This window comes from Streptomyces sp. NPDC005728 (genome assembly GCF_040630895.1).
Lineage (GTDB): Bacteria > Actinomycetota > Actinomycetes > Streptomycetales > Streptomycetaceae > Streptomyces.
In genome coordinates this window covers 1-24,538 of the sequence record NZ_JBEXYL010000032.1, presented here as the reverse complement: position 1 = coordinate 24,538, position 24,538 = coordinate 1, and the positions used below count along the sequence as shown (strand labels likewise).

The window sequence follows — 24,538 nt, the reverse complement described above, 5'->3', positions numbered from 1 at the left end:
GCAACGCCCCGGTGTGCGCGGAATGATGGATTCAGGGCTCTCTCATGGCTGATTCACAGCGGATTCCCAGGGAATCCGGCCCCATACGGAGAGATCAAGAGGGTTTGGGCCGTCTTGGTGACCGGTCGGCGAGTTGTCGGGGGTCCCTCCGACGGGCTACTCGGCCGGCGAACGATGACTTGACGATTCCGCTTCGAGATTCCCGGGGTTTCGCAGCACCGCGCAGCCCCCTCCACTGCGCGGTGCCGCCCGCGCAGCTTTGCCGACGCGAATTACCTTGGTCTGAACCTACGTGACGGCTGGGGCGGATGTGAACCGCTGTCGATAACGATGCGGAAACCCCGCGAAAAAGCTGGGTGAACCGAGCGACGGAATGCGCCCTCTGTCCGGTTCGTCAATGGGTCGGCTTCCGGACGTCGAAGAGATGCCGGGCGCTGTGCGCGACGAACGGCCCCTCCTTCTCGATCCGCTCGTGCAGGGCGCGCAGTCGGGGTGCGTACGCCTCGGCCGTGAAGCCGGGAACCATCCAGACCACCTTGCGCAGGAAGTGCACGACGGCCGCGATGTCATGGAACTCCATCCGCAGCCGCTCCGCCCGCAGGTCCATGACCTCCAGCCCCGCCGACTCCGCATCCTTCCGCTCCCGCTCGGGGTCACGACCGCTGCGCACGGCGTCCGGCTGGGGTCCGAGGAAGTACTCGACCAGCTCGAACACACTGGCGGGCCCTACATGCTGGGCGAAGTACGTACCGCCCGGCCGCAGCACCCTCGCGATCTCCTCCCAGTGCGGCCGCACCGGGTGCCGGCTGAGCACCAGGTCGAAGGCCTCGTCGGCGAACGGAAGCGGCGCGTCGTCCGGCGCGGCGACGACCACGACCCCGCGCGGCCGCAGCAGCGCGGTCGCTCCGGCGACGTTCGGCGGCCACCCCTCCGTGGCCGCGACCAGCACCGGGCGGTCCGGCTCGGCCCGGCCCAGGGCGAAGTCGAGCACCTCCCCGCCCCCGGTCTGGATGTCGAGCGCGGCCCCGGCCCGGGCCAGCCGCTCCCCCGCCGACCGGGCGTATCCCCAGGAGGGCCGCGCCTCGGTGGCCCGCCCCTCGAACCAGGAGAAGTCCCACCCCTCGGTGGGCACGGCGACGCCCTCGGCGACGAGCACTTCGAAGGAGGGGTTCTTCGAGGAGGGGTCCGAAGAGGAGTTCTCTGCCATGAAGGCCATGGTCGCCGGGGGTTGTCGGCGGGTCCTGCTAATTTCCGCGCCCATGACTACCTCTGCCGCCGGCTACACCGCCGGAGAGAAGGACATCTTGCACGCGAGTCTGGACCGGCACCGGGACGCCGTGCTCTGGAAGCTGGACGGACTCGACGAGGAGCAGCTGCGTCGGCCGATGACCCCGACCGGGACGACCCTGCTCGGCCTGGTCAAGCATCTGGCCTCGGTCGAGTACGGCTGGTTCGTGGAGACGTTCGGACGCGAGCCGGAACCCTTCTGGTTCGACCCGTACGAGAGCGAGGACATGACCGTGTCCCCCGACGAGACGACCGAGCAGATCATCGCCTTCTACGGCCGTGCCCGCGCCGCCGCCGACCGCACGATCACCGAGCTGCCCCTGGACGCACCCGGCCGCCCCACCTGGCGGGACCACACCGTCTCCCTGCGCTGGACCCTCGTCCACATGATCGAGGAAACGGCCCGCCACGCCGGCCACATGGACATCCTGCGAGAGCTGATCGACGGGACTACGGGGGACTATCGCCCGGTTGTGGAGGCGGGGAAGGGCTGATCCGGTCGGCGGTGTGGGAGGTGCCCTCGCCGGTGGCGGCTGCCGTAGCCGTCACCGGCGATTCTCAGGGGGCTGTCCGAGGACGAGCATGAGGTGTTCGTCCTCCCCGTGCCGGACCCTGCCGGTGGGTTCGAAGCCGTGTCTCTCCAGGAGGCGGACGGAGGCGGTGTTGCCGGAGAAGGGGTCCGCGTACAGGGGCCGTACCCGCTCCAGCTCCAGGAAGAGGCCGAGGGCCCGGGTGCCGACACCGCGGGCCCAGTACGGCCGCCCGAGCCAGTAGCCGACGAAGCGCCGTCCGTCCTCCGTCCAGGAGACGACGCTCCCGGCGGCCTCGCCGTCGACGGTGACCGTGCGCACGAGGCAGTCCGGATCGCCGAGCACGCGCTCTCGCCAGTGCTTGAGGAAGGCGTCCTTCGGCCGGGGGGTGAACCTCGACCGCCGGACGGCTTCCGGGTCGTGCTCGTACGCATGGAAGAGGAGGAGGTCGTCGTCCGTGACGTCCCTCAGACGCACATCGCTGTGTTCGTCGGTCATGCGTCGCAGTGTGGCAGCCCCCACTGACAACGCCTCCCGGTCTCTCTACGACACCAGGGGCCGGACCTGCTCCGCCACGAAGCGCACGAAGCCCTCCGGGTCGGGTTCGTCCGCCGTCGGCTGCAGGACGACGGTGTCGGCGCCGGCCTCGGCCATCCGCTGCACCGCCTTGGCCACGGCGCCCGCGTCCCCCGCGACACCGAGATCCGGGACCGACTCCAGCCCCTCGGCGACGAGTTCGGTGTGCAGCCGTGCAGAGGCGTCGGGCCCGGTGGCGGCAAGAAGATAGACGACGATCCTGTGCGGTTCGCCGCGCCCCGCCTCCCGCCGCGCCTCGTCGATGATCCGCCGGGCCTGCCGCACCCCGTCCGGCGAGGTGGAGGCGGTGAGCAGGGTGCCGTCCGCCTTGGCTCCGGAGAGGCTGAGCGTTCGGGGTCCGGTCGCGCCGGCGAGCACGTCGAGCGGTCGCACCGGCGGCCAGTCGAGGCCGACGTCGTCCAGCCGCACGTACCGCCCGCTCACGCTGACCCGCTCCCCGCGCAGCAGGGCGCGCAGGGCGTCCAGGTGCTCGCCCAGCAGGGTGAGGGGCGAGGCGGCCCGTGCGCCGACCTGCCCCATCCAGTCCTGCACCCCGTGCCCCACGGTCAGGATGGCCCGGCCCGGGAACATGCGCTCCAGCGAGGCGGCCTCCATGGCGGTGACCGCCACGTTCCGCAGCGGTACGGGCAGCAGCCCGATGCCTACCCGGACCCGCTCGGTCCAGGCAAGTGCGGCGGCAGCCGTGGACACCCCGCCCTCCAGGAAACAGTCCTCCCACAGCCAGAGTTCCTCGAGCCCTGTGTCATCCGCGATCCGGGCCACCTCGCGAAGCCGCTCGGGAGGAAGTTGGGGTCGGAACACCATGCCTAGTCCAGTCATGAATCCTTCCTATCCACCGACCGGGACGGCCACAACTCCATTACCGGCGGGGCGGATCAGTGGCGGCGGTGGCGGGTACGGTCGGCTCGTACGCGCGCGGCAGAGTGCCGCGCGCCGCGCGACGTGGCGGGCGGAGGTGGCGGCGGGCATGCGGTGGCGGTGGCGGGACGGCCGGGGGAAGCTGGTCGTGCGGCGGGCGGACGGGACGTCGGACCCGCTGCCCCTGGAGATCGCGACCTCGTATCGCGCCCGGACGGAAGGGCTGCTGGGGCGTGACTCGGTCGACGGGCTGATGCTGTTGTCGCCGGCGAGCGGGGTGCACACCTTCCGCATGCGGATACCGATCGACGTCGCCTATCTCGACCGTCGGCTACGGGTCGTCGCCGTACGGACCATGAGGCCGGGCCGGCTCGGGCGGCCGAGGCTGCGGGCGCGACATGTGCTGGAGGCGGAGGCCGGGGCGATGGCGGGGTGGGGGCTGGCAGTGGGGTCGGTCGTCCGTGTCGAACCGGACACCGCCGGTACGGAGTGAGGGCCGTCGGCTCGGGGCTGTTGTCAGTGGGGCCGCATAGCATCCGGGCATGCGAGCATCTGGGACGTTCACGGTTGCGGAGTTCACCCCGGCGGAGGTTTCGGGGCCGGTGGTCGAGACGGCGGTGCCCGTCGGGGTGGCCACGATGCGGAAGCGGTACGAGGGGGAGGTCGGCGGGGTGTCGGCGACGCTGTTCACGGCGGCGTACGACCAGGGCAGTGGCACGGGTACGTATGTCGCCATGGAGTCCTTCGAGGGGGCCCTCCACGGCGTGCAGGGTTCCTTCAACTTCGCCCACTCGGCCACGACCCTCGGGGAAGGCCGCGAGTCCGAGTTCTTCGTCATCGTGCCGGGGAGCGGGACGGGGGCGCTGGCCGGGATCCGAGGGGCCGGCGGCCTGGGGGTCGACGCGGACGGCACCCATCGGATCTGGTTCGACTACGAGCTGGACGAGTAGCCGGCTCCCTGCTCCTTACTTCCTACTCCCCACTTCACTGCCCGGTGCGTGGGAAGGAGACCTCGACCCGTCGGTTCTTCTTCCTGCCGGCCTCGGTGGAGTTGTCGGCGATCGGGTACTGCTCGCCGTAGCCGCGCACGTCGAAGGTGACGTTCGGGTCGTTCAGGTCCTGGTCCAGGACGGCCTGTACGGCGTTGGCGCGCTGCTTGGACAGGACGTCGCCGTGCGCGGAGGTCCCTAGGTTGTCCGTGAAGCCGAAGACGCGGACCTGGGTCCCGTTCTGCTTCTTGATCTCGTCCGCGATCGTCGCGATGCGAGCCTTGGCCTCCTCGCCGAGCTTGGCGCTGTCCTTGCTGAAGAGGACTTCGGCCTGGAGGGCGAAGGTGACGTCGGCGTTGGTGTCCTCACGGCGCTCGTCCCCACTCTGGTCTTCCACGACCGACTTGATGTCCAGCACCTTGGGCTGGGCGAGGGTGGCGCCCTCGGGCAGCTTGAGGTCCGGGTCGGTGGGGTCGAGCTTCACCGGGGCGGTGGCCGTGGGTTCCGTACCCGGGGGTTCGCTGGGGTCCGTGTCGTCGGCGTGGGCGAGGGTGAGGTTGGTGGCGGCGAGGAGGGCTGCGGTGGTGAGGGCGAGGGTGAGGGTGAGACGGGGTGTGGTGGTCACTTTGGCCTCACCCTGAGATTTTGATGGTGGCGGCCGAGAACGTCGGCAATTGGAACTCCACCTCGGAGATGTTCACCGGAGGTGCCGGGAACTGCATGAAGACCGCCAGGTTCTCTCCGGCCTTGAGCGTCGAGAAGCCGGTGGTGGTCAGTGGGCGCCCCTCCGTGTCACGCAGGACGTAGTACCGCTTCTTCCCCTGGGGATCGACCAGCGTGGCACCTCCGAGGGACCTGCCGTTCCTGATGATCTCGGTTTCGTTACCGCTGAGGGCAGAGGGGATGACGACGCTGTTGGCGCCATCGTTTTTCAGATTGCCGTTCACGGTGACGAATCCGCCGGCATCACGTTGAGCGGAGGTGATCTGAAGAAGCAGGCCGTCAGAGCCCTTCAATTCGGCCAACGGATTGTCCGACTTCCCCTCTTGGGTACTCGGATTCGATCCACCGGAGGTGGAGGCGGATGCCGTGCGGTCCGGTTTCTTGGCGTCATCGCCACCGCCACCGCCACAGCCGGCCACGCCGAGAGCCAGACCAGCCACAGCAGTCAACGCGACCATCCCCCTGGTGGCCTTCCCAGTGAACCGAATGCTCATGGTTCTGCTTCCTTCTTTACGCTTGTCGGTCAGCCAGGTGGACGTCGAAAAGATCCTCGGGCCCGGGGAGGTCAGTGAGGTCGTCCGGGTTCAGATCCCAGTCCCGGGCTTTGCAGGTGAGCCGCGGCAGCGCGTTGTTCCCCGCATCCTCGCCAGGCAGTTCGAACGTACACAGGGGCTCGATCACAGCCCGGGCGGACGCCGTCGAGTGGTAGTTCTCGGTTCCAGGAACGACGGAGTGACCGACGGACTTGTCGGTCGTGGCCTTGACCGTGAACGTGAGTGGCTCCGGCGAGTCGCACTGCGCTCGGGCGTTGTTCTGGGCTGCGAGTTGGTCGGCGCGCCAGCACGATGGTCCGAACGGCACCTTGCCGTCGAAATCGTCCTGCCACTTGGTCGGGTCCAGAACGTCCTTCACCCACTTCGCAGCGAGTTGGTCGCGCCTGTTCTGTGCCGCTGCGAGGGCCGCAGCATCAGCTGCCGTCTGAGCACCGCCCCGATTGACTGCGGCTTGCCCCACGGCGAGGTAGGCCAACGCAAGAAAGAGCAGACCTGCCACCACCGTGATGTAGATGGGGAAGGCCTGCCCTGCGTCGAGATACCGATCGGGGCGGACTAGCCGCCGGTGACTTCGGCGATCTTCTGCGTGATCGCATCGTAGATCGACTGACCGATGCTCGTGCCCGTGATCGCCAACACGATCGCCACAACCACCGCGATGATGCCGAGGTACTCCACCGCAGTCTGCCCCTTGTCGCTGCGAGCAACACGGGCCTGCAGATACGCGACGGTGGTGTTGAACCAGTTGCTCATGGTGGTCCCCTCCGGGTTCGCCTCCGATCCGGAAAACGTATGCCGGGGCACAGCACCCGCGAGAGGGCCCCAGGACCCAACCCCGGACCCAATCCATCTCACGCCACCCCCAACCACTTCGCAGCCGCCTGCGACCTGGTCGTGCTGTGGAGCTTGGCGAAGATGCGGTTGATGTGGTTCTTGACCGTCTTCTCGCTGATGAAGCAGGTGGCGGCGATCTGCTGGTTGGTCATGCCGGATGCGATGAGGTCCATGATCTCCGCCTCCCTGGTGCTGAGTTGGAACCGCGACCGGAACGACTGTCCCACATCAGATTGCAATCGCGAAAGGTTTTGAGATGGAATTTTCCCTAAGGGAGCGGGGAGTTCCGGAACCGTGTGTGCAGGTGCACTTGGATGGAGATGGGTCAGCAACGCCTGCGCCGCCCCGGGAGTGACATGCGGCCGGCCCTCCCGGACATCCCGTACCGCCCTCACCAGCTGCTCCGTCGTGAACTCCCCGTGCACGAGATAGCCCCCCGCCCCCAGCCGCAGCGCCTCCTGGACCGTCTCGGTCTCGTGGCTGTAGGTGAGCATCATGACGGGGGCCAGCGGGACCAGGTGGGGCAACGCCGAGATTCCGTCGACTCCGGGCATGCGGACGTCGAGGAGGATGACATCGGGCCGGTGGAGCAGTGCCGCCTCGTACGCCTCGCGGCCGTCCGCCGCCTCCGCCACCACCGTGGTGTCCGCACGGTCGCAGAGGAGGGCCGTGAGGCCTGCGCGGATCACGGGGTTGTCGTCGGCCACCACGAGGCGCAGGGGCGCGGTGGCCGTGGGCGCCGGGAAGTCCTGGCCGCGGTTCCGGTACTGCATCATCGGGTGCCTCCTCTCAGGTTTCCTGGGACGTGACGTCGCTTGCCAAGGCCCGCAGCGGCAACTCCACCCGGACCTCCGTACCCCGCTCGTGCTCGCCCCGTCCGATCCGGATGCGGGCCCCGGTCGAGGCCGCTCGTTCGACCATGCCCAGCAGGCCGAAGTGGCCGGAGTGACGGAGGTGTTCGAGGGTGGTGCCGGGAGGCAGGCCCCGGCCGTCGTCGTGGATCGTCAGGCGGAGCAGGTCGCCGTCGATCCCCGCGGTCACTTCCACCCGGGTCGCGGACGCGTGGCGATGGGCGTTCTCCAGCGCCTCCGTGGCGATGGCGAGGAGGTCTCGGGCGAGGGGCGGGGGAATGGGTGGGAGGGGGACGCCACCCACCTGCCGGCACACCGCCCGTAGGCCCGTGCGGGTGGTGAAGTCCGCTGTGCGAGCGTCCAGTTCGGTCCAGAGATCCCTCGGCGCGGCCGAGGCGTCCTCCTGGCGCAGGTCCGTCAGCAGTTCCCTGGACTCCGCCGCCGCTCTGCGGGCCGAGCGGGACACCAGTTCCGCCTGCTGCCGGATGCGGGCCGGGTCGGGGGCGTCGGCCGACGCCGTGGCCGCCAGGCCGTCGGCCGCCAGGGCCACGCCGTAGAGGGTCTTGGCCACCGAGTCGTGCATCTCGCGGGCCAGACGTGCCCGTTCCGCGTGCACCGCCTCCGTCGCCGCCAGACGGGCCTGCACCGCCGTCAGCGCCTGGGTGGCCGCGCCGAAGCGGAGCATCAGGTTGCGCAGGGTCGAGCCCATCGCGCCGGAGATGACGCACAGGCCGGGCAGGAGGAGCGACTCGGCCACGCCCGCCTGACCGTCGGGCTTCAGCGTGGCGTGGACGAGGAGCAGGATCAGGGACTGCAGGGAGGCGAAGCAGGCCGCGCCCCGCCAGCTGTAGACCAGGCCCGCCAGCAGCGGGGTGCAGACGCTGACGTAGGCGAGGGTGGTGTCCGGGCCCGCCGAGATGAGGAGGAGGGAGCCGAAGAGGGTGTCGGCGGCGAGGAGGCTGGGGTGGCGCAGCAGGAGGGGGCCGAAGCGTTCCCAGTCGCGGAAGAGGACGTAGGACACCATGAAGGTGACGACGACCGCGGCGCCGACCAGGCGGACGCCCAGGCCGGGGGCGGCGTTGAGCAGGGCCGCGGGGGCGGCCAGGACGATCATCGCCAGCCGGAAGCCGAAGACCTGCCGGCACATCGCCTGCAGGGCCCGTATCTGGATCTTCTCGGAGGGCTCGGGGAGGAGGGCGGCGTCCTTGGTCGTCTCCGGTGTCGTGCGGTCGCCGCCCCGCCGTGTCCGGAACATCGACGCCGGCCGGTTCCGACGCCACTGCCCGAGCAGACCCCTCGCCGTCCCCCGGAGGGCCGGGCGCCTGCCCGGCCGCGTCGTTCCCATCGCCGTCACCCGCCGCTCACTCCCCCGTGAGCGAGCCGAAGTCCACGCCGGAGCCCAGCAGCAGGCCCGCGCCCAGCAGGAGCATCGTCGCTGGGACCATGAACGTGGTGATCATCAGTGTGGCCTTGGGGACCGCTCGGGCGGCCTTGCGGCGGGCGTTCTGGGCGTCCGTGCGGCGCATGTCCTTGGCCAGGGAGACGAGGGTGTCGACGATCGGGGCGCCCAGTTCCTCCCCCTGCTGCAGCGCTGTCACGAACATGGCCACCTGCTCGGAGTCGTTGCGGCGGCGCAGTTCCGCGAAGGCCTGGCGGCGGCTCATGCCGAGGTCCATCTGGCGCAGGGTGATGCGGAGTTCGTCGGCCCAGGGGCCCTCGTACCGGGACGCCACCCGGTCGAGGGCCTGGCGGAAGCCCAGTCCGGCGCTCACCACCACCGCCAGCACGTCCAGGAAGTCCGGCAGCGTCCGCTCGATCACGTCCTTGCGGACACGGATCGCCGACCAGATGCCGACCTCCGTCCAGAACGCGCCGAAGAGCAGCAGGAGGAGGGCTACGAACCACTGTCCCCGCAGCAGGAACACCAGGCAGCCCACGCCGCCGAGGACGCCGTAGACCGCACGGCGGGCGGCGTAGCGGTCGATGGTCAGGCCGCCGGGGTTGCCCGCGAGGTCGATCCGGCGGCGGTACCTGGTGACCAGGCGGGGGCCCATCAGGCGCAGCACCGCGGGGGCGTAGCGCATGCCCATGCGGTCGATCACCGAGTCCACGGCGCCGGTGCGGGTGGCGCCGACCTCCAGGGCGACGGCCAGGTCACCGGGGAGTCTGGCGTCCGCACGGTACATCCGGATGCCGGCGAAGGCGCCCCAGACACCGAGGCCCATCAGCAGTGCGAGCAGGATTCCCACCATCAGGCCAGCCTCCTCACACGTCGATCCGGCTCATCCGGCGGATGAGCACGAAGCCGACTGCGTACATGGCGAACGCGATGACCACGCAGGCCTGGCCGACCGCCGAGCCGGTCATCCGTTCCAGGGCGCCGTCCTTGACCCCGTTCATCAGGAACAGGGCGCCGATGCCGAGGACGGGGACGGCGTACGAGGTCATGGTCACCTGGGAGAGCTGGGTGCGGATCTCGCGCCGGGTCTCCTTGCGTTCCTCCAGGGTCTCCGTGAGGTTGCGCAGGGCGGAGACGACCTGGCCGCCGGCGCGGTTGGAGAGGATCAGGGTCGTGACGAGGACGACCAGTTCGCGGGAGGGGAGCCGGTCGGCCAGTTCGCCGAGCGCGTCGTCCAGCGAGTGGCCGATGGCCAACTGGTCGGCCACTTTGGACAGTTCCTCGCCGGCCGGGGCTTCCAGCTCCTCGGCGGCCATGCCGATCGCGGTGCGCAGGGCGAGGCCGGCCTGGGTGGCGTTGGCCAGGATGCGGGCCAGTTCGGGGAGTTGGTTGATGAAGCGCTCGATGCGTTTCTGGCGTTGCCAGTTGAGGAACTGCACCGCTGCCCCGATGCCCAGCAGACCGGCGAGGGGGCCGAAGAAGGGGGCCAGGGCGGCCTGGCCGATCAGCCAGAGCGCGGCGACCGCGGCGAGCATGTAGGCGAAGAACTCACCGGGGGTGACGTCCAGTCCGGTGGCCGCCAGTTTCAGCTCCAGCTTCCGGCCCAGTGCCGTACGGCGCAGTCGGCGGTCCAGGTTGCGGAAGCGGCGCCGGCGGCCGGAGGCCGCGACGGGACCCGTGTGGGAGAGGCGGTCGATCAGGGCGGCGCGCTGGGCCCGGCCCGAGGCGTAGGTGTGCACTCCGACGACGGCCAGGACGCAGGTCAGCAGGGCGACACCGGTGGTGAGCTGGACGAGGGTGTGGAGTTCCATGGTCCTACCTGGCTTCTCGGGTGGCTAGCTGGTCCGCGGAGTGGGCGACACCGAAGGCCTGCGGGAGGGGCTGGCCCGCCATGTGGAGGCGGTCGGCGGCACGGCGCGGGAGCGGGAAGTACTGGAACGCGCCGTACACGCGGCCGTCGGGGGTCATGGGCCGGGCGTCGAAGCGGGCCACGGTCGCCAGCCGGTACGGCTCGCCGCCGTGGCTGTCGAGCAGTGCGATCTCGGTGATGCGGCGGGCACCGTCGGCGAACCGGGTGAGCTGGACGAGGACGTCGACGGCGCTGTTGATCTGATCGTGCAGCGCCACGAAGGGCACCTCGACGTCGGACATGGAGGCGAGGGTCTGCAGTCGGGTGAGCGCGTCCTCGGCGCTGTTGGCGTGGACCGTGGCGAGCGAGCCGTCATGGCCCGTGGACATGGCCTGGAGCATGTCGAGGGACTCGCCGCCGCGGACCTCTCCGACCACGATCCGGTCGGGCCGCATACGCAGCGAGTTGCGGACCAGGTCGCGGATGGTGACCTGGCCCTTGCCCTCGACGTTCGGCGGTCGCGACTCCAGCCGGACCACGTGGGTCTGCTGGAGCTGGAGTTCGGCCGAGTCCTCGATGGTGATGATGCGTTCGTGGGCCGGGATCAGGCCCGAGAGCGCGTTCAGCAGGGTGGTCTTCCCCGTGCCCGTCGCCCCCGAGACGATGATGTTGAACTTCGCCTGCACCAGTCCCGCCAGCAGGAACACCATGTGTTCGTCGAGCGAGCCGAAGCCGGTCAGCTCCCGGAGGGTGAAGGAGCGCGGGAAGCGGCGGATGGTGAGGGTGGGGCCGGTCAGCGAGAGCGGCGGGATGATGACGTTGACGCGCTCGCCGGAGGGGAGACGGGCGTCCACCATCGGGTTCGACTCGTCCACCCGGCGGTTGACCGTGGACACGATCCGCTCGATGGTCTGCATCAGCTGGTCCGCCGAGACGAAGCGGAGCGGCAGCTGCTCGACCCGGCCGGCGCGTTCCACGAAGATCGCGTCCGGGCCGTTCACCATGATCTCGGTGATCGACGCGTCCTCGAGGAGCGGTTCCAGGATGCCGAGGCCCAGTGCCTCGTCGACCACGCGGCGGATCAGCTGGGAGCGTTCGGCCGTCGACAGCACCGGGCCCTCGCGGCTGATGATGTGCCCGAGGACCCGTTCGAGGCGCGCCCGGCGCTCGGCGGCGGCCAGCGAACTCATCTCCGCGAGGTCGATCTCCTCCAGCAGCTTGGCCCGGTAGGAGGCGACGAGATGCCCGTCCTCGCCCCGGCTGCCGTGCTCCTCCGGAGTGTTGATGCGTGCCCGCAGGCTCATGGGGGTCGCTTCTCCTCGGTCAGTGGTCCAGGGGCATGGTGGCGGACTTCTCGGCGGGGTCGAAGTGCCAGCCCGGGACGATCGAGGGGATGGAGACGGTGGCGGTGACGGTGACCGAGTCGTCCCCTCCCCCGGTCTCGCCGCACCGCACCGTGAGCCCGCCGCTGACCGCGCCGGCACACGCCTGCTGCGCGTCCTGCCGCAACGACGCGGCCCGCGCTCCCGCCCGAGCCGCCGTACCGGCCTGCTCGGCGGCGTAGGCGACCGCCCCGATCTGGAAGCCGGCCAGCCCGACGATCAGCAGGACGGGTATGAACCCGAGGTACTCGATGGCGACCTGGCCCGCGTCGCGGCTTCGGCGGTACGGCATCTCAGCGCTTCACCTCCTCCACGGCACCGGCGTGTCCGTGCACCGTGACGGGGAAGTCGATCGAGCCGGGAAAGAGGACCGGGACCTTCAGGGCCACGTCCGCGGTCACGTAGCCGGTCCCGCCGCACTGGTCCACCTCGGCACCCCCTCGCCACGCCCCCGACAGGTGTTGCAGAGCGGCCTGCCGGCACGCGCCGAACCGCTCCCCCCGAGGCGCCGCCGTACCCGCCCGTACGCCCTCGTCGGCAGCATTCCCCGCGAGCGTGTAGGCGTACCCCACGAGCACGCACTGCCACATGAGCACCAGAGTCAGGATGATCAGCGGAGTCATCCCGAGGAACTCGATGCTGACCTGCCCCCGGTCGTTCCCTCGCAGGCGTCTCATCGCCCCCTCACTCCTTTCGCCGCCGAAGGCTCACCGGCGCGCGGTCGCCGCGCAGCCGGCCGCCGCCGCGATGGGACCCGTCGGTCGCCTTCGCCAGCCCCAGCTCCCCGGCGAGCGCCCACAGGGCCTGCTTCACCGTGCTCCTGCTGTCGAGTTCGTGCAGCCGTCCGGCGTCCACGACTCCCTGCAACTCCTTGAAGTTGGCGGGGACGGCGGTGCGCGCCAGCGCCGTGCCGGTGATGCGCTGGATGAGCGCGGGCTGGATCTCCGTACCGCGGGTGTGCCGGTTGACGACGACGGTGGTCTCCTCGGCCTTGCGGATCTGCAGCCGGTCCCACATGCGCACGGTCCGCTTGGCGGCGCGTACGGCGACCACGTCGGGCGTGGTCACCAGCAGGGCGGTGTCGGCCATTTCGACGGCCGCGGCACCGGCCCCGCCGAGCTGGGCCCCGCAGTCCACCACGACGACCTCGTAGCGGGAGCGCAGGGCGCTGATGATCTGACGGGCGGCGCGGTCGGTGACCTCCTCGCCGCGTTCGCCCTCGCCGGGGGCGAGCAGCAGGGCGAGGCCGGTGTCGTGGCGGAAGACGGCGTCGGCGAGGACGCGCGGGGAGATGTCGGTGATGGCGGCGAGGTCCACGACCGAGCGGCGGAACTGGACGTCCAGGTAGGAGGCGATGTCGCCGGTCTGGAGGTCGAGGTCGACCAGGGCGGCGGGCCGGCCGGAGGCCTGGGCGGCGAGCGCCAGCTGGATCGCGGCGAGCGTCGCGCCGACACCGCCCTTGGCGCCGCTGACCGTGACGACCGTACCGCCGACGCCGCCGAGCAAATCGGAGCCGCCGTGGCCGAGATGACGTCGTACGCCGGTGGACCACTGGGCGACGGCCTGGACGCGGCCGGCGAGTTCCTCGTACGACAGCGGGAGCGCGACCAGGCCGCGGGCGCCGGAGTCCATGGCGGCGGCGAACAGGCCGGGGCTCGTGTCGGTGGTGACGAGGATGACGCCGACGGCCGGGAAGCGCAGGGCGACCTCGCGGATCAGTTCCAGGGCCGGAACCGGGCCGATCCGCTCATGGACGACGACCACCTCGGGCAGTTCGTCCACGGACTCGGCGGCGAGGCGGGCGAGGGTGTCGACCAGCTGGGTGGAGTCACCGACGGGCGGCTGCGGTTCGGCGTCGGGGAGCTGGCTGAGCAGCGTGACGAGGGAGCGGACGGCGTCCGGGTCCGCGCCGGCCGGGAGGATCCTGGTGGGCATGCGGGCCGCCTCTCACTTGTCCGTCGCGAGTTCGTAGGTGCGGTCCTTGTCCGGGACGCTGGTCTCGCTGCCGGGCGCCACCAGCGCGAGCCGGACCCGCTGGGCGAAGGACTCGGCGTAGGTGATCCGCTGGGCGTCGAGGGTGGACAGCGCGAAGGTGATGGGGACGGCCTCGGTGGGCTGCTGGCTCTTGTCGCGGTCGGGGTCGAGGGCGGTGATCTGGCCGACGTCGAGGACCCGGGCGTTGGTGACGATGATCTTCGACTGGTCGGGGTCGCCGTCCTTCTTTCCCTCGAAGGTGGCGTACACGTTGACCCGCGAGCCCGGGGTGATCTTGCCGGCGACACCGGTCGCCGCGTCGATCATGATGGCGACCTCCTGCTGACCGGGCTGCAGGGCGGGCTGGTCGACGATCATGTCGGTCTGGAGCAGGGAGCCGACGCGCAGGGTGGTCACGGCGATCTTGCCCTGGATCTGCCGGAGGTCGGTGACGGCGTTGCCGGACAGCCACCGCTCGGGCATCTTGATCTTCTCGAACTGCCCCGTGCTCAGCGCGGTGTACGGCTTCACGTTGTACCTGACCCGATAGGCACTGACCTCGGGCCCGACCTTGGACTGGACGTCGTCGACGACGGAGAGCACACCGGCGAACGCGCCGAGAGCGCACAGGACCGACAGGATCAGGATTATCACGCCGCGGCGCTGACGGGAGTTCATGAACCGTGCAACCTCATTGGGGGAATCGGTCGATCGGGATGTGAGTAGCGTCTGTGCAGGTCAGGCGGGCGTTCGTTGTTCCAGGGCGCGTGGGGCCGAGGGTTCGTACACGGGTGGGGTGGCGGAGCAGAAGACGCACCGGTCGCCGATGACGTCGATCCCGCACCAGTGGCAACTGGACTGCCGTACCGAGGTCACCAGTTGGTACAGCACCGACAGATCCGCGAGATAGCTGCAGAACTCGACCATCCGCCCGGTCCCCCACCACCGCGGGGACTCGGCGGGCAGCGGGGACTCGCGCAGTCCGTGCGCGCTCCACGCCTCGGCGAGCCCGGCGACCCAGTCGGTCTGCAACTGCCCCTTGGCGACGAGCAGCCAGGTGCTGAACTCGGGGCCCTTGAGCGTGACGCCGGGGGTGACCTTGACGAGTTGCGGCTCGGGATGGGCGACGACGGCGAACTGGCTGCCCGGCACCCAGGACTTGGCGTGGGCCTTGAGCCCGACCGGCACCCGGTCGAGCCGCGCGACCGACCCGAGGACGGCGCCGGCGTGGATGTAGTGGGTGAGCAGCCGCCCGGCGGAGGCGAGCACGCCGGGGCTCAGGTCGCAGGAGGCGAGCTGCCGCAGCTGCCGGGCGAGGACGGCGATCCCGAGCGGGGGCAGTTCGGGCCGGAACAGGGCTATGCGGTCGCTCTCCAGCAGGGACCGCAGGGTGTACAGCCGCCGCACGACGGGCTCCGGAGTGGCCTGCGAGCACAGCACCACCACATACCCGTACTGCTCGGTCAGGGTGTTGAGTTCGGTGAGGGTGTGCTCCAGCGGGCGCTGGTCGAGGTCGCGCAGTACGACGGCCGGCATGGTCCGTTCGTCCTGCGCCGGCAGCGCCATGTCGGCACTGGTCACGGCAATGGCAGTTGGCACGCGCAGCTCCCCGCTCTTCACACCCTTCGGCCCACCGGGGTAACTCCAACGGGCCAGGCCGATTTCATTGCGTGACTACGTGAGCACTGTATCCACGCCCCAATGACCGGAGAACAGCGTTTGTGTAGCTCGTGTGGAACTCTCTGGGCGCAAGTCCCGCCAAAACCGGACAGGTTGAGCATCGGGCTGAGGATGCATTTGGTCTGGACCTCTTGACAGCCCAATTGGTCTGGACCAACTTGTAGGCCAGCGGTGGCCACCGTCCCTCACCCCTCTCTCCCCGCAGACTCCCCACCGGAGGCACCAGTGGACCGCGTGACAGGTATGCCCAGACGCAGAGGACGCATCGCGATGTGGTCCTCCGCCACCGCCCTCGCCCTCTCGGTGGCGGGCCTCGCCGCCGCTCCCGCGTCCGCCGCGGACGTCAACAACGTCAAGAACGCCGGCTTCGAGTCGGGCCTGGCCAACTGGACCTGTACGGCGGGCAGCGGCACGGCGGTCTCCTCCCCCGTCCACGGCGGCTCCTCGGCCCTGAAGGCCACCCCGGCCGGCCAGGACAACGCCCAGTGCACCCAGTCGGTGGCGGTCAAGCCCAACTCCACGTACACGCTGAGCGCGTGGGTGCAGGGCGGCTACTCCTACCTGGGCGTGACGGGCACGGGCACCACGGACGTGTCCACGTGGACGCCGGACTCCTCGTCCTGGAAGCAGCTGTCGACGTCGTTCACGACCGGTTCGTCGACGACATCCGTCACGGTGTACACGCACGGCTGGTACGGCCAGGCCGCGTACTACGCGGACGACGTCTCGGTGTACGGCCCCGACGGGGGCGGTGGCGGCGACCCGGCGCCGACCGTTCCGTCCGCTCCTTCCGGTCTTTCCGTCTCCGGTACGACCTCCTCCTCGGTGTCGCTGTCGTGGTCCGCGGTGTCGGGCGCGACGGGTTACAACGTCTACCGCGACGGCACGAAGGTGACGGCGGTGACGGGCACGTCGGCGACGGTGACCGGCCTGTCGGCCTCGACGTCGTACTCGTTCCAGGTCACGGCCACGAACTCGGCTGGCGAGTCGACCAAGTCGGCGGCGGTGACGGGCACCACGACCGCCTCCGGGGGTGGCGGCGGAGGCGGGGCACTCCCCAAGCACGCCGTGACGGGCTACTGGCAGAACTTCAACAACGGCGCGACGGTCCAGAAGATCTCGAACGTGCCGTCCGCGTACGACATCATCGCGGTGGCCTTCGCGGACGCGACCTCGACGCCGGGCGCGGTGTCGTTCAACCTGGACTCGGCCGGCCTCGGCGGCTACACGGTCGACCAGTTCAAGGCGGACATCAAGGCCAAGCAGGCGGCCGGCAAGAAGGTCATCATCTCGATCGGCGGCCAGAACGGCACGGTGTCGATCAACGACACGGCATCGGCGACGAACTTCGCGAACTCGGTCTACTCGCTGATGCAGACGTACGGCTTCGACGGCGTCGACATCGACCTGGAGAACGGCCTCAACGCGACGTACATGACGCAGGCGCTGCGCTCCCTGTCGTCGAAGGCGGGCTCGTCCCTCGTCATCACGATGGCTCCCCAGACGATCGACATGCAGTCGACGTCGAACTCCTACTTCCAGACGGCCCTGAACATCAAGGACATCCTCACGGTCGTCAACATGCAGTACTACAACAGCGGTTCCATGCTGGGCTGCGACGGCAAGGTGTACAGCCAGGGCTCGGTGGACTTCCTGACCGCCCTCGCCTGCATCCAACTGGAGGGCGGCCTGTCCCCGTCCCAGGTGGGCCTCGGCCTTCCGGCGTCGCCCAGCGGGGCAGGCAGCGGGTACGTGTCCCCCACGGTGGTGAACAACGCGCTGGACTGCCTGGCGAAGGGCACGGGCTGCGGCACCTTCAAGCCCTCCAAGACCTACCCCGACCTGCGGGGCGCGATGACCTGGTCGACGAACTGGGACGCGTCCGCCGGGAACGCGTGGTCGAACTCGGTGGGAGCGCATGTACACGCGATGCCGTAGCAGGAGCTTCCTGAGCTTTCCTGACTTCTCGGTGTGAGAACGCCCGGGTCCGTGTGGGCCCGGGCGTTGCCGTATGCGCGTTGCACCGGGGGTGAGAATTCAGCCAGACCGCCTCGCGGTGCGACGTATCGCGTTGCATCCGACAATGTGCCGATGTGATGATCCCGGGCGTGACTGAACTCGGGGGTGGCGCCGACTCGGCGGCGCACATACGCAGGTCGCGGCTTTCCGAGTACGCGGAGACGGCCGAGGCGGACGCATCCGGCGAGATTCCTGCTCCTTCCCAGGCAGAGGACGTCGCGCGCAGGCGCCGTGAGTTCGCCGCGCTGCTGGGCGAGTTCCGCCGTACGGCAGTACTGCTGCCCCTCGACACGGACGAGGTCCCGCTGACGGCCGACTACGGCGGCATCCGCTGGATCCTGGCCTTCTCCAACGAGTCGTCCCTGGCCCGGTTCGCGATCGCGAGGGGTGAAGAGGAGCGGGAGTGGGCGTACCAGCGGGTGCTGGGCGCCAGGTTGCTGGACGCTGCGGTTCCGGCCGTCGGGGTGCCGTGCGGGGTGGCCCTGGACGCGGCCGACGGAGACGAAGGGGCGCTGTTCCCGCCGGTGGCGGGGATCGTGCCGGACTCGGCAGCCGTGGACGTGAGGAACGGGGAGGCACCGCGGTGAGCGGAGGCGAGGACGGCAAGGACATCCGGGCTGCCGGACTGGACGAGATCGCGAAGGGCATCACGCAGACGCTCGCCGAACTCAAGGAGCTGGGTGTCGACAGTCTGGCCGGGGTGGGCCGGGGCTTCACGAACCTGGAACTGTCCGGACTCCAGCTGGGCCACGAGGCCCTGACGTCGAAGTTCGAGTCGTTCTGCGAGCGCTGGGAGTGGGGTGTGCGCGCCCTGGTGGCGGAGGGCAACACCTTCGCGGAGGGCGTGGGTCTGTCGGCGGGCACGCTGTACGAGACGGACCAGTACGTCGGGGGTGCGCTGAAGGTCGGCTACAACTCGGTGGCGGGCAATCCGTTCGCGTCCGAGGACGACGTCACGAAGAAGAGCTGGGACGAGCTGAACCGGGCCAACGCGGATGCCCTGGCCCATCCCGACTACAGCGGGAAGTCCTTCTCGGACGCGTGGGAGGAAAGCAAGCAGGGCTTCAAGGACGCCGGGCGCGACGCCATGACCGGATCGCTGGGACTGCCGCCGGGCGTGACCGTGGACAACCTCAACCGGGTGACCGGGAACAGCGACGACTACAACCGCATGCTGGACGACATGTGGGGCCCGTCCCCCGAGGAGCGCGCCAAGGTCGCTGAGCAGCGACAGAAGCAGCAGGACGGGAGTGCGGGCTGATGGGGCTCAGCGACCTGACCAACGACGTCATCGGTGGTGCCGGGCACATCATCGACTCCGGCAAGAAGTTCGTCGGAGAGGGCATCGACAAGGGCACTGACATCGTCGGCGACGGCTTGGACAACGTTGGTGCCCATGACTGGGCGGCCAAGGTCGAGAACTGGGGCGATGGGGCTGCCTCGGCCTTGGGTGCCACCCCGGGCGAGAAGCAACTGGGCGAGAGCGACGAGCCGACCGACCTGATCCACGGCAACGCGAAGGACATCCGGGCCACCGCCAAGCACCTGGCGGACTTCCACACGGCCTTCGACAACGTCGGCCAGGGCATGCGGAAGCTGGACTCCTCGCAGTGGCAGGGCGAGGCGGCGGAAGCGTTCCGCAAGAAGTTCGCGATGCATCCGGTGAAGTGGCTGCACGCGGCGGACGCCTGCTCCAAGGCCGCAGCCGCCCTCGAGACGTACGCGGAGACGGTCACCTGGGCGCAGAAGCAGGCCAAGGACGCGATCGACGTGTACAAGGCGGGCAAGGCGGCCTCCGAGAAGGCGAAGGCCACTTACGACAGGCGTGCCGATGCCTACAAGTCCGCTGTCGCTTCGGGCGACAAGGACCCCGGTCCGGCCCCCGGCGATTTCGACGACCCCGGTGACGCCTCCCTCAAACGGGCAGACGAGGTTCTGAACGAGGCCCGCAAGCAGCGCAACGCCGCTGCCGACACCGCCGCCAAGGCCGTCGAAACGGCCCTGGCCCACGCCCCCGTCGAGCCGCCCCCGCTGGCCCAGCTCAAGGTGGACGCGGCCGATGGCTTCGACGCCTTCAACACCGAGGCGCTCCACTTCGGCGGCGGCGTCGTCAAGGCCACGACGGGCATGGTGAGCACGGCTCTCCTCGCCAACCCGCTGAACCCGTACAACCTCACCCACCCCGCCGACGCCCTGAAACGCCAGGCCATGATCCTGAACGGCCTCGTCTCCAGCGCCACGCATCCGGAACAGGCCCTGAAGCAGAACCTGGCCGACTTCGCCAAGGACCCGTCCGAGTTCTTCGGACAGCTTGCTCCCCAGGCTCTGACCGGCGGAGTGGGGATGGAGGCGAACGGGGTGCGGGCTGCGTCCGCGGAGAGCACGGCGGCGAGGGACGCGGCAAGGGCGGCGGCGAAGCGCGAGGGACAGGCGGAAGCCGAGACCCCGGGCAAGGGCACCGCTCGGGAAAAGGTGAACGAGGGCCCGGAGCAGCCCTCGCGCCAGGAAGACTGCGTAGAAGAGTGCGGCGACCCGGTCGACGTGGCCTCCGGCAAGATGTTCCTGCCGCAGACCGACGTCACCCTCCCGGGGGTGCTTCCCCTGATCCTGAAGCGGCGCGCGGAGTCCGGCTACCGCCTGGGGCGCTGGTTCGGCCCGTCCTGGTCCTCCACGTTGGACCAGCGTCTGGAGATCGACGCCGAGGGGGTCGTCTTCGTCACGGAGGACAGCCTGCTCCTGGCGTACCCTCACCCGGCCCCCGGGCTGCCCACTCTCCCGTCCCACGGCCCCCGCTGGCCCTTGGACCGCGTGGCCGACGGCTACACGATCACGGACCCGGGCACGCTCCGCACCTGGCACTTCGCCGACCGTGGCGAAAACCTGGCCGTTCTGGAACAGATTGACGACCGCAACGGCAACTGGACCACGTTCGAGTACGACGAGGACGGCACCCCGCTGGCCGCAGTGACGAGCGCCGGCCAGGGCGTCCGTATCAGCACGCACTCGGGCCGCGTAACGGCCTACCACCTGACGGCGACCGGCCAGGAGCTGAAACGCTTCGGCTATTCGGAGGGCAACCTCACAGAGGTCATCAACGCCTCGGGACTGCCCCTCCACTTCACCTACGACGACTCGGGCCGGGTCACGTCCTGGACGGACACGAACGACCGCAGCTATGTGTACGAGTACGACGACCAGGACCGCTGCATAGCCCAGACAGGCTCCGCGGGCCACATGGCAACGCGCTTTTCCTACGGGGAACCGGACCTGGAGACGGGCCTGCGCGTGACCACGGCGATCAACGGCGAAGGCCACAGCAGCCGCTACCAGGTCAACGACGCCTGGCAAGTGGTGGCCGTTATCGACGCGCTCGGCGCCGAAACGAGATACCGGCGTGACCGCTACAACCGCCTGCTGTCCCAGACGGACCCGCTGGGCCACACGACGACATTTGAGTACGACGAGGCGGGCAACGCCACTAGGGTGGTCCGACCGGACGGCCGCGAGGCGCGAGCGGAGTACAACGAACTCGGCCTGCCAGTGAAGGTGGTGAATCCGGACGGCACGGTCGTACGCCAGACGTACGACGAGCGAGGTAACCGCACCTCGGTGACGAACCTTGCGGGCCAGACCACCCGCTTCACCTACACGGAGGCGGGCCACCTGTCTTCCGTGACCACCCCGCTCGGCCACACAACAACCGTGGCCTGCGACCGCTCCGGTCTCCCCCTGGGGGCGACGAACCCGCTTGGCGCGACCACCCGCTACGAGCGGGACGCCTTCGGCCGCCCGACCGCGATCACGGATCCCATCGGCGCCACGACCCACCTGTCATGGACCGTCGAGGGTCACCTGGCCCACCACGCCGCCCCCGACGGCACGACCGAATCCTGGACGTACGACGGCGAGGGCAATTGCACCAGCCACACCGACCCCATCGGCGGCGTCACCCACTTCGAGTACACCCACTTCGACCTGCTGACAGCCCGCACTGGCCCGGACGGCGTGCGCTACGAGTTCGACCACGACAGCGAACTGCGTCTGACAAAAGTCACCAATCCGCAGGGCTTCACGTGGACGTACGAGTACGACGCGGCAGGCCGCTTGGTCATGGAGGCCGACTTCGACGACCGCACCCTCACCTACACGCATGACGCGGCAGGCCGCCTCACCTCACGCAGAAACGTCCTTGGCGAGGTCCTGTCCTTCGAGCGCAACGAACTCGGCCACGTGACCCGTAAGAACGCGGCCGGCCAGGTCACGACGTACGCCTACGACCTCACCGACCAACTCGCCCAGGCCACCGGCCCGGACGGTACGACACTCACGCTTCTGCGCGATCGCTTCGGGCGCCTGCACTCAGAAACGGTCAACGGCCGCACGCTGAGCTACAGGTACGACGCACTGGGCCGTCGTACAGGGCGCACGACCCCCACCGGTGCTACGACGACCTGGTCGTACGACATTGTGGGCCGCCGCACCGGCATGGTCACGTCGGGCCGCGCCATCGACTTCACCTATGACGAGGCAGGCCGCGAAGTGTCCCGCCGCATCGGCGGAACGATGGCGCTGGAGCACACCTTCGATCCCCTGGGCCGTCTGACACTCCAGTCGGTAACGGATACCGCAGGCCGGACTGTGCAACGCCGGGTGTACAGCTACCGCGCCGACGGCAACCTGATCGGTGTCGACGACCAGCTAGCAGGCAGCCGCCGCTTCGGCCTGGACGCAACGGGCCGGGTGACGGCGGTCCACGCGGCCGGCTGGACGGAGAGCTACGCCTACGATGAGGCGGGCAACCAGACTCAGGCCGCCTGGCCGATGGACCACCCAGGTCAGGAGGCAGTCGGTCCGCGTACCTACACCGGCACGCGCATCACCCGAGCGGGCAACGTCCGCTACGAACACGACGCCCTCGGCCGCATCACTCTCCGCCAGAAGCCCCGCCTGTCCCGCAAGCCGGACACCTGGCGCTACGAGTGGGACGCCGAGGACCGCCTGACGTCAGTGGTGACACCGGACGGCACGCGCTGGTGCTATACCTACGACCCACTGGGCCGCCGCACGGCGAAGCTTCGCCTGTCAGCGGACGGCGAGACGGTCGTAGAGGGGGTCGACTTCACCTGGGACGGCACGACCCTCTGTGAGCAGACCAGCACGTCCCCCGACCTTCCGAACCCAGTCACCCTCACTTGGGACCACCAGGGCCTACGTCCCCTGGCCCAAACGGAGCGCATCACAGCGGCCGATGCACCTGAGGACGAGATCGACTCCCGCTTCTTCGCCATCGTCACAGACCTGGTCGGCACTCCCAGAGAACTCATCGACGAGCAGGGCGACATTGCTTGGCGCACGCGTAGCACCCTGTGGGGTACGACAGCATGGGCGGCCGACAGCACGGCGTACACACCGCTGCGCTTCCCGGGCCAGTACTACGACCCGGAAACCGGGCTCCATTACAACTACTTCCGTCACTACGACCCCGAGACGGCCAGATACCTGTCTCCTGATCCCCTTGGCCTCGCTCCCGCATCCAATCCGACCACCTATGTGTTCAACCCCCTCGCCTGGACGGACGCGCTCGGCCTCGCCCCTAAATGCAAGGATAAAGACGGGGAAGAACGGAAGAGCAAGGAAGAGCTTTCTTATCACGACACCTACAACGAGGCCCGTGACTATGCTCGCTCGCAGGCTGGACTGGGGGACGACGCAATCCCATTCGTTCAGGAGATTGGCCCACACGCGGGGCGAGTAACAGGCATGCAGAGCCCGGACGGTATGCGCGGCTGGCGTGTGGACCTCGATGTCGAAAATAAAGAAAAGGCATTTCACGTCAACTGGTGGGAAAGGAATGGACCAAAGCGAAGTGATGGCTGGAGGTATGGGGCCAGTATCATCAGGTTCGGCGACCACGAAGCGGCTAAACGCGCATATTACGAGGTACTTGCACACTTGCCGCACACATAGAGGAGAAAAGATGGGCATCGAACATGCATTCGTACAGGAATGGCGAAACACCCACCAGTGCAGAGTAGTAGATGCAAGCAAGACACAGGAGCTCTTCGACTACCTGAACAACCTCCCCTGGGGAACCAGCGGCCTGAACTGGAGGAACATTCCTAACGTCGCAATTCCATTCGGAGAAGGTGATCCACAGCCGCAATGGACCACCCAATTCACCGACACCCCGCTAGGGCGTCATGAATTCATCATGGTTGCATACGCTCCGCAGCGAGAGGCACTTGTCGGCAGCAGAGAGGAAGTGCTGGCCGACCTCGATCTGCTGTATTCAGGTTCACCTGGTGCTCGATATTTCTGTGGCGCCGACGTCCATCACGAAGCACTGACCTTGACAGTCGCCGACTTTGCCGAGTTCTCAGATGAAGGCGTGAGGGTTCATCTACCGACAAGCCACTCTGACTGACACAGCCGGGGGGTAGGAGTGGGCTGCGAGAGTCAAAAGACATGCCTTTAGCAGTCGGCTCCGTAGCGAAGGTTACAGAGTGCGGCTAGAGGCATCCAGAGTTCGCCATGCTTCCTGCCAACGGAAGTGGCCCATTGGAGGGCCACAACTCACGAAGAACAGACCAGCCCCTCAGGAGCGCGAGGGGCTCCGGCCTCCGAATTGGTCCGCGGGTCGGTGAGCGACTGTCTCGTTGAGAAACCCGGTTGTCATCCGTCGGCGAACAACTCAGCCGCGTCCGTCGCGTCCGTCGCGTGCACAGCTCGCTGGGCCCAGGCCTCGAGTTGGTCTACGTCGGTACAGGCCATCACCCGCTCGCGGACATCGTTGGGCACCGGGATGTCACGCCATTCCAGGACGCGGAGGATCATCTTGGCCTTGGCCTCGGCCCGGCCCTCTTCCCGGCCTTGCTCCCGTCCCTCCTCGCGTACTTGCTCGGCCAGGGGGTGTCGCCAGAAGTACTGGATCGCCGTCATCAGATCCCTCCACATCTGCTTCGCCTGGGGGTCGGCCAGGCATGAGTCGACGAACTGCACGAAGACCGCGGCG

25 protein-coding genes and 1 pseudogene are annotated in these 24,538 nt (G+C 69.0%); 8 read left to right on the top strand and 18 right to left on the bottom strand.

Annotation, left to right across the window (positions count from 1 at the left end; all coding sequences use genetic code 11):
- Positions 1 to 394: 394 nt before the first annotated feature.
- Positions 395 to 1,207 carry a class I SAM-dependent methyltransferase gene (locus tag ABZ471_RS22265; protein WP_359068518.1) on the bottom strand — a complete coding sequence of 271 codons (813 nt, stop codon included), beginning with the start codon at positions 1,205 to 1,207 and terminating at the stop codon, positions 395 to 397.
- Positions 1,208 to 1,259: 52 nt separating this feature from the next.
- Here ABZ471_RS22265 and ABZ471_RS22260 point away from each other — a divergent pair, with 52 nt between their 5' ends.
- Positions 1,260 to 1,781: a DinB family protein gene (locus ABZ471_RS22260; protein WP_359068517.1), complete on the top strand. Its 522-nt coding sequence runs from the start codon at positions 1,260 to 1,262 to the stop codon at positions 1,779 to 1,781.
- 51 nt (positions 1,782 to 1,832) lie between these two features.
- On the opposite strand, the gene ABZ471_RS22255 is transcribed toward ABZ471_RS22260, so the two are convergent.
- Positions 1,833 to 2,315 carry a GNAT family protein gene (locus tag ABZ471_RS22255; protein WP_359068516.1) on the bottom strand — a complete coding sequence of 161 codons (483 nt, stop codon included), beginning with the start codon at positions 2,313 to 2,315 and terminating at the stop codon, positions 1,833 to 1,835.
- A 45-nt stretch (positions 2,316 to 2,360) separates the two neighbouring features.
- Positions 2,361 to 3,233, bottom strand: a complete 873-nt coding sequence (locus tag ABZ471_RS22250; RefSeq protein ID WP_359068515.1) for an LLM class flavin-dependent oxidoreductase — start codon at positions 3,231 to 3,233, stop codon at positions 2,361 to 2,363.
- Between the two features lie 148 nt (positions 3,234 to 3,381).
- On the opposite strand from ABZ471_RS22250, the gene ABZ471_RS22245 reads away from it, so the two are divergent.
- Together ABZ471_RS22245 and ABZ471_RS22240 are read left to right on the top strand one after the other, a co-directional pair.
- The gene (locus tag ABZ471_RS22245; RefSeq protein WP_359068514.1) at positions 3,382 to 3,765 is read left to right on the top strand and encodes a DUF192 domain-containing protein; all 384 of its coding nucleotides are present in this window, start codon (positions 3,382 to 3,384) and stop codon (positions 3,763 to 3,765) included.
- A 49-nt stretch (positions 3,766 to 3,814) separates the two neighbouring features.
- A complete protein-coding gene (locus ABZ471_RS22240) occupies positions 3,815 to 4,222 on the top strand; it encodes a DUF3224 domain-containing protein (protein WP_359068513.1) in 408 nt (135 codons plus the stop codon).
- A gap of 34 nt (positions 4,223 to 4,256) precedes the next feature.
- Here the strand turns inward: ABZ471_RS22240 and ABZ471_RS22235 are convergent, their stop codons facing one another.
- From ABZ471_RS22235 to ABZ471_RS22170, 14 genes are all read right to left on the bottom strand, one after another.
- Positions 4,257 to 4,886 (bottom strand): OmpA family protein, encoded by a 630-nt coding sequence (locus ABZ471_RS22235; RefSeq protein ID WP_359068512.1) that lies wholly within the window; start codon positions 4,884 to 4,886, stop codon positions 4,257 to 4,259.
- Between the two features lie 7 nt (positions 4,887 to 4,893).
- Positions 4,894 to 5,478: a hypothetical protein gene (locus tag ABZ471_RS22230; RefSeq protein WP_359068511.1), complete on the bottom strand. Its 585-nt coding sequence runs from the start codon at positions 5,476 to 5,478 to the stop codon at positions 4,894 to 4,896.
- Positions 5,479 to 5,494: 16 nt separating this feature from the next.
- Entirely contained in the window at positions 5,495 to 6,037 is a 543-nt protein-coding gene (locus ABZ471_RS22225) for a pilus assembly protein TadG-related protein (RefSeq protein WP_359068510.1), read from the bottom strand.
- Positions 6,038 to 6,093: 56 nt separating this feature from the next.
- Positions 6,094 to 6,291: a hypothetical protein gene (locus ABZ471_RS22220; RefSeq protein WP_359068509.1), complete on the bottom strand. Its 198-nt coding sequence runs from the start codon at positions 6,289 to 6,291 to the stop codon at positions 6,094 to 6,096.
- A gap of 98 nt (positions 6,292 to 6,389) precedes the next feature.
- On the bottom strand, positions 6,390 to 7,148 hold the full coding sequence (locus tag ABZ471_RS22215) for a response regulator transcription factor (RefSeq protein ID WP_359068508.1): 759 nt from the start codon (positions 7,146 to 7,148) through the stop codon (positions 6,390 to 6,392).
- 13 nt (positions 7,149 to 7,161) lie between these two features.
- Complete coding sequence (locus ABZ471_RS22210) at positions 7,162 to 8,370, bottom strand: histidine kinase (RefSeq protein ID WP_359068582.1); 1,209 nt, start codon at positions 8,368 to 8,370, stop codon at positions 7,162 to 7,164.
- A gap of 214 nt (positions 8,371 to 8,584) precedes the next feature.
- Positions 8,585 to 9,472 carry a DUF5936 domain-containing protein gene (locus ABZ471_RS22205; RefSeq protein ID WP_359068581.1) on the bottom strand — a complete coding sequence of 296 codons (888 nt, stop codon included), beginning with the start codon at positions 9,470 to 9,472 and terminating at the stop codon, positions 8,585 to 8,587.
- Positions 9,473 to 9,488: 16 nt separating this feature from the next.
- Positions 9,489 to 10,433, bottom strand: coding sequence for a type II secretion system F family protein (locus ABZ471_RS22200; protein ID WP_359068507.1), 945 nt, complete (start codon positions 10,431 to 10,433; stop codon positions 9,489 to 9,491).
- A 4-nt stretch (positions 10,434 to 10,437) separates the two neighbouring features.
- Entirely contained in the window at positions 10,438 to 11,775 is a 1,338-nt protein-coding gene (locus tag ABZ471_RS22195; protein ID WP_359068506.1) for a CpaF family protein, read from the bottom strand.
- Positions 11,776 to 11,794: 19 nt separating this feature from the next.
- Positions 11,795 to 12,145 (bottom strand): TadE/TadG family type IV pilus assembly protein, encoded by a 351-nt coding sequence (locus ABZ471_RS22190; protein ID WP_359068505.1) that lies wholly within the window; start codon positions 12,143 to 12,145, stop codon positions 11,795 to 11,797.
- Position 12,146: 1 nt separating this feature from the next.
- On the bottom strand, positions 12,147 to 12,530 hold the full coding sequence (locus tag ABZ471_RS22185) for a TadE family protein (protein ID WP_359068504.1): 384 nt from the start codon (positions 12,528 to 12,530) through the stop codon (positions 12,147 to 12,149).
- Between the two features lie 7 nt (positions 12,531 to 12,537).
- The gene (locus ABZ471_RS22180) at positions 12,538 to 13,788 is read right to left on the bottom strand and encodes an AAA family ATPase (RefSeq protein ID WP_359068503.1); all 1,251 of its coding nucleotides are present in this window, start codon (positions 13,786 to 13,788) and stop codon (positions 12,538 to 12,540) included.
- 12 nt (positions 13,789 to 13,800) lie between these two features.
- Entirely contained in the window at positions 13,801 to 14,505 is a 705-nt protein-coding gene (cpaB, locus tag ABZ471_RS22175; protein ID WP_359068502.1) for a Flp pilus assembly protein CpaB, read from the bottom strand.
- A gap of 60 nt (positions 14,506 to 14,565) precedes the next feature.
- The gene (locus tag ABZ471_RS22170) at positions 14,566 to 15,393 is read right to left on the bottom strand and encodes a hypothetical protein (protein WP_359068580.1); all 828 of its coding nucleotides are present in this window, start codon (positions 15,391 to 15,393) and stop codon (positions 14,566 to 14,568) included.
- 357 nt (positions 15,394 to 15,750) lie between these two features.
- On the opposite strand from ABZ471_RS22170, the gene ABZ471_RS22165 reads away from it, so the two are divergent.
- The 5 genes from ABZ471_RS22165 to ABZ471_RS22145 all read left to right on the top strand — a co-directional run bounded on the left by ABZ471_RS22165 (position 15,751) and on the right by ABZ471_RS22145 (position 23,950).
- Positions 15,751 to 17,445: a glycoside hydrolase family 18 protein gene (locus ABZ471_RS22165; RefSeq protein ID WP_359068501.1), complete on the top strand. Its 1,695-nt coding sequence runs from the start codon at positions 15,751 to 15,753 to the stop codon at positions 17,443 to 17,445.
- Positions 17,446 to 17,615: 170 nt separating this feature from the next.
- Entirely contained in the window at positions 17,616 to 18,113 is a 498-nt protein-coding gene (locus ABZ471_RS22160; protein ID WP_359068500.1) for a hypothetical protein, read from the top strand.
- Positions 18,110 to 18,787: a hypothetical protein gene (locus tag ABZ471_RS22155; RefSeq protein ID WP_359068499.1), complete on the top strand. Its 678-nt coding sequence runs from the start codon at positions 18,110 to 18,112 to the stop codon at positions 18,785 to 18,787. The genes ABZ471_RS22160 and ABZ471_RS22155 overlap by 4 nt, the downstream gene beginning before the upstream one ends.
- On the top strand, positions 18,787 to 23,493 hold the full coding sequence (locus ABZ471_RS22150) for a putative T7SS-secreted protein (protein ID WP_359068498.1): 4,707 nt from the start codon (positions 18,787 to 18,789) through the stop codon (positions 23,491 to 23,493). The genes ABZ471_RS22155 and ABZ471_RS22150 overlap by 1 nt, the downstream gene beginning before the upstream one ends.
- A gap of 10 nt (positions 23,494 to 23,503) precedes the next feature.
- Positions 23,504 to 23,950 (top strand): hypothetical protein, encoded by a 447-nt coding sequence (locus ABZ471_RS22145; protein ID WP_359068497.1) that lies wholly within the window; start codon positions 23,504 to 23,506, stop codon positions 23,948 to 23,950.
- Positions 23,951 to 24,198: 248 nt separating this feature from the next.
- Here the strand turns inward: ABZ471_RS22145 and ABZ471_RS22140 are convergent.
- Positions 24,199 to 24,538 (bottom strand): annotated as a pseudogene (locus ABZ471_RS22140) (hypothetical protein); the annotation flags it as partial.

What these genes read in the sequence shown, in the direction of transcription:
- ABZ471_RS22190 (WP_359068505.1), bottom strand. Translation starts at nt 12,145, where the DNA reads ATGCCGTACCGCCGAAGCCGCGACGCGGGCCAGGTCGCCATCGAGTAC.
- cpaB (WP_359068502.1), bottom strand. Translation starts at nt 14,505, where the DNA reads ATGAACTCCCGTCAGCGCCGCGGCGTGATAATCCTGATCCTGTCGGTC.
- ABZ471_RS22220 (WP_359068509.1), bottom strand. Translation starts at nt 6,291, where the DNA reads ATGAGCAACTGGTTCAACACCACCGTCGCGTATCTGCAGGCCCGTGTT.
- ABZ471_RS22145 (WP_359068497.1), top strand. Translation starts at nt 23,504, where the DNA reads ATGGGCATCGAACATGCATTCGTACAGGAATGGCGAAACACCCACCAG.
- ABZ471_RS22260 (WP_359068517.1), top strand. Translation starts at nt 1,260, where the DNA reads ATGACTACCTCTGCCGCCGGCTACACCGCCGGAGAGAAGGACATCTTG.
- ABZ471_RS22265 (WP_359068518.1), bottom strand. Translation starts at nt 1,207, where the DNA reads ATGGCAGAGAACTCCTCTTCGGACCCCTCCTCGAAGAACCCCTCCTTC.
- ABZ471_RS22165 (WP_359068501.1), top strand. Translation starts at nt 15,751, where the DNA reads ATGCCCAGACGCAGAGGACGCATCGCGATGTGGTCCTCCGCCACCGCC.
- ABZ471_RS22170 (WP_359068580.1), bottom strand. Translation starts at nt 15,393, where the DNA reads ATGGCGCTGCCGGCGCAGGACGAACGGACCATGCCGGCCGTCGTACTG.
- ABZ471_RS22240 (WP_359068513.1), top strand. Translation starts at nt 3,815, where the DNA reads ATGCGAGCATCTGGGACGTTCACGGTTGCGGAGTTCACCCCGGCGGAG.
- ABZ471_RS22180 (WP_359068503.1), bottom strand. Translation starts at nt 13,788, where the DNA reads ATGCCCACCAGGATCCTCCCGGCCGGCGCGGACCCGGACGCCGTCCGC.
- ABZ471_RS22255 (WP_359068516.1), bottom strand. Translation starts at nt 2,315, where the DNA reads ATGACCGACGAACACAGCGATGTGCGTCTGAGGGACGTCACGGACGAC.
- ABZ471_RS22230 (WP_359068511.1), bottom strand. Translation starts at nt 5,478, where the DNA reads ATGAGCATTCGGTTCACTGGGAAGGCCACCAGGGGGATGGTCGCGTTG.
- ABZ471_RS22215 (WP_359068508.1), bottom strand. Translation starts at nt 7,148, where the DNA reads ATGATGCAGTACCGGAACCGCGGCCAGGACTTCCCGGCGCCCACGGCC.
- ABZ471_RS22195 (WP_359068506.1), bottom strand. Translation starts at nt 11,775, where the DNA reads ATGAGCCTGCGGGCACGCATCAACACTCCGGAGGAGCACGGCAGCCGG.
- ABZ471_RS22210 (WP_359068582.1), bottom strand. Translation starts at nt 8,370, where the DNA reads ATGTGCCGGCAGGTCTTCGGCTTCCGGCTGGCGATGATCGTCCTGGCC.
- ABZ471_RS22185 (WP_359068504.1), bottom strand. Translation starts at nt 12,530, where the DNA reads ATGAGACGCCTGCGAGGGAACGACCGGGGGCAGGTCAGCATCGAGTTC.
- ABZ471_RS22200 (WP_359068507.1), bottom strand. Translation starts at nt 10,433, where the DNA reads ATGGAACTCCACACCCTCGTCCAGCTCACCACCGGTGTCGCCCTGCTG.
- ABZ471_RS22150 (WP_359068498.1), top strand. Translation starts at nt 18,787, where the DNA reads ATGGGGCTCAGCGACCTGACCAACGACGTCATCGGTGGTGCCGGGCAC.
- ABZ471_RS22245 (WP_359068514.1), top strand. Translation starts at nt 3,382, where the DNA reads ATGCGGTGGCGGTGGCGGGACGGCCGGGGGAAGCTGGTCGTGCGGCGG.
- ABZ471_RS22250 (WP_359068515.1), bottom strand. Translation starts at nt 3,233, where the DNA reads ATGACTGGACTAGGCATGGTGTTCCGACCCCAACTTCCTCCCGAGCGG.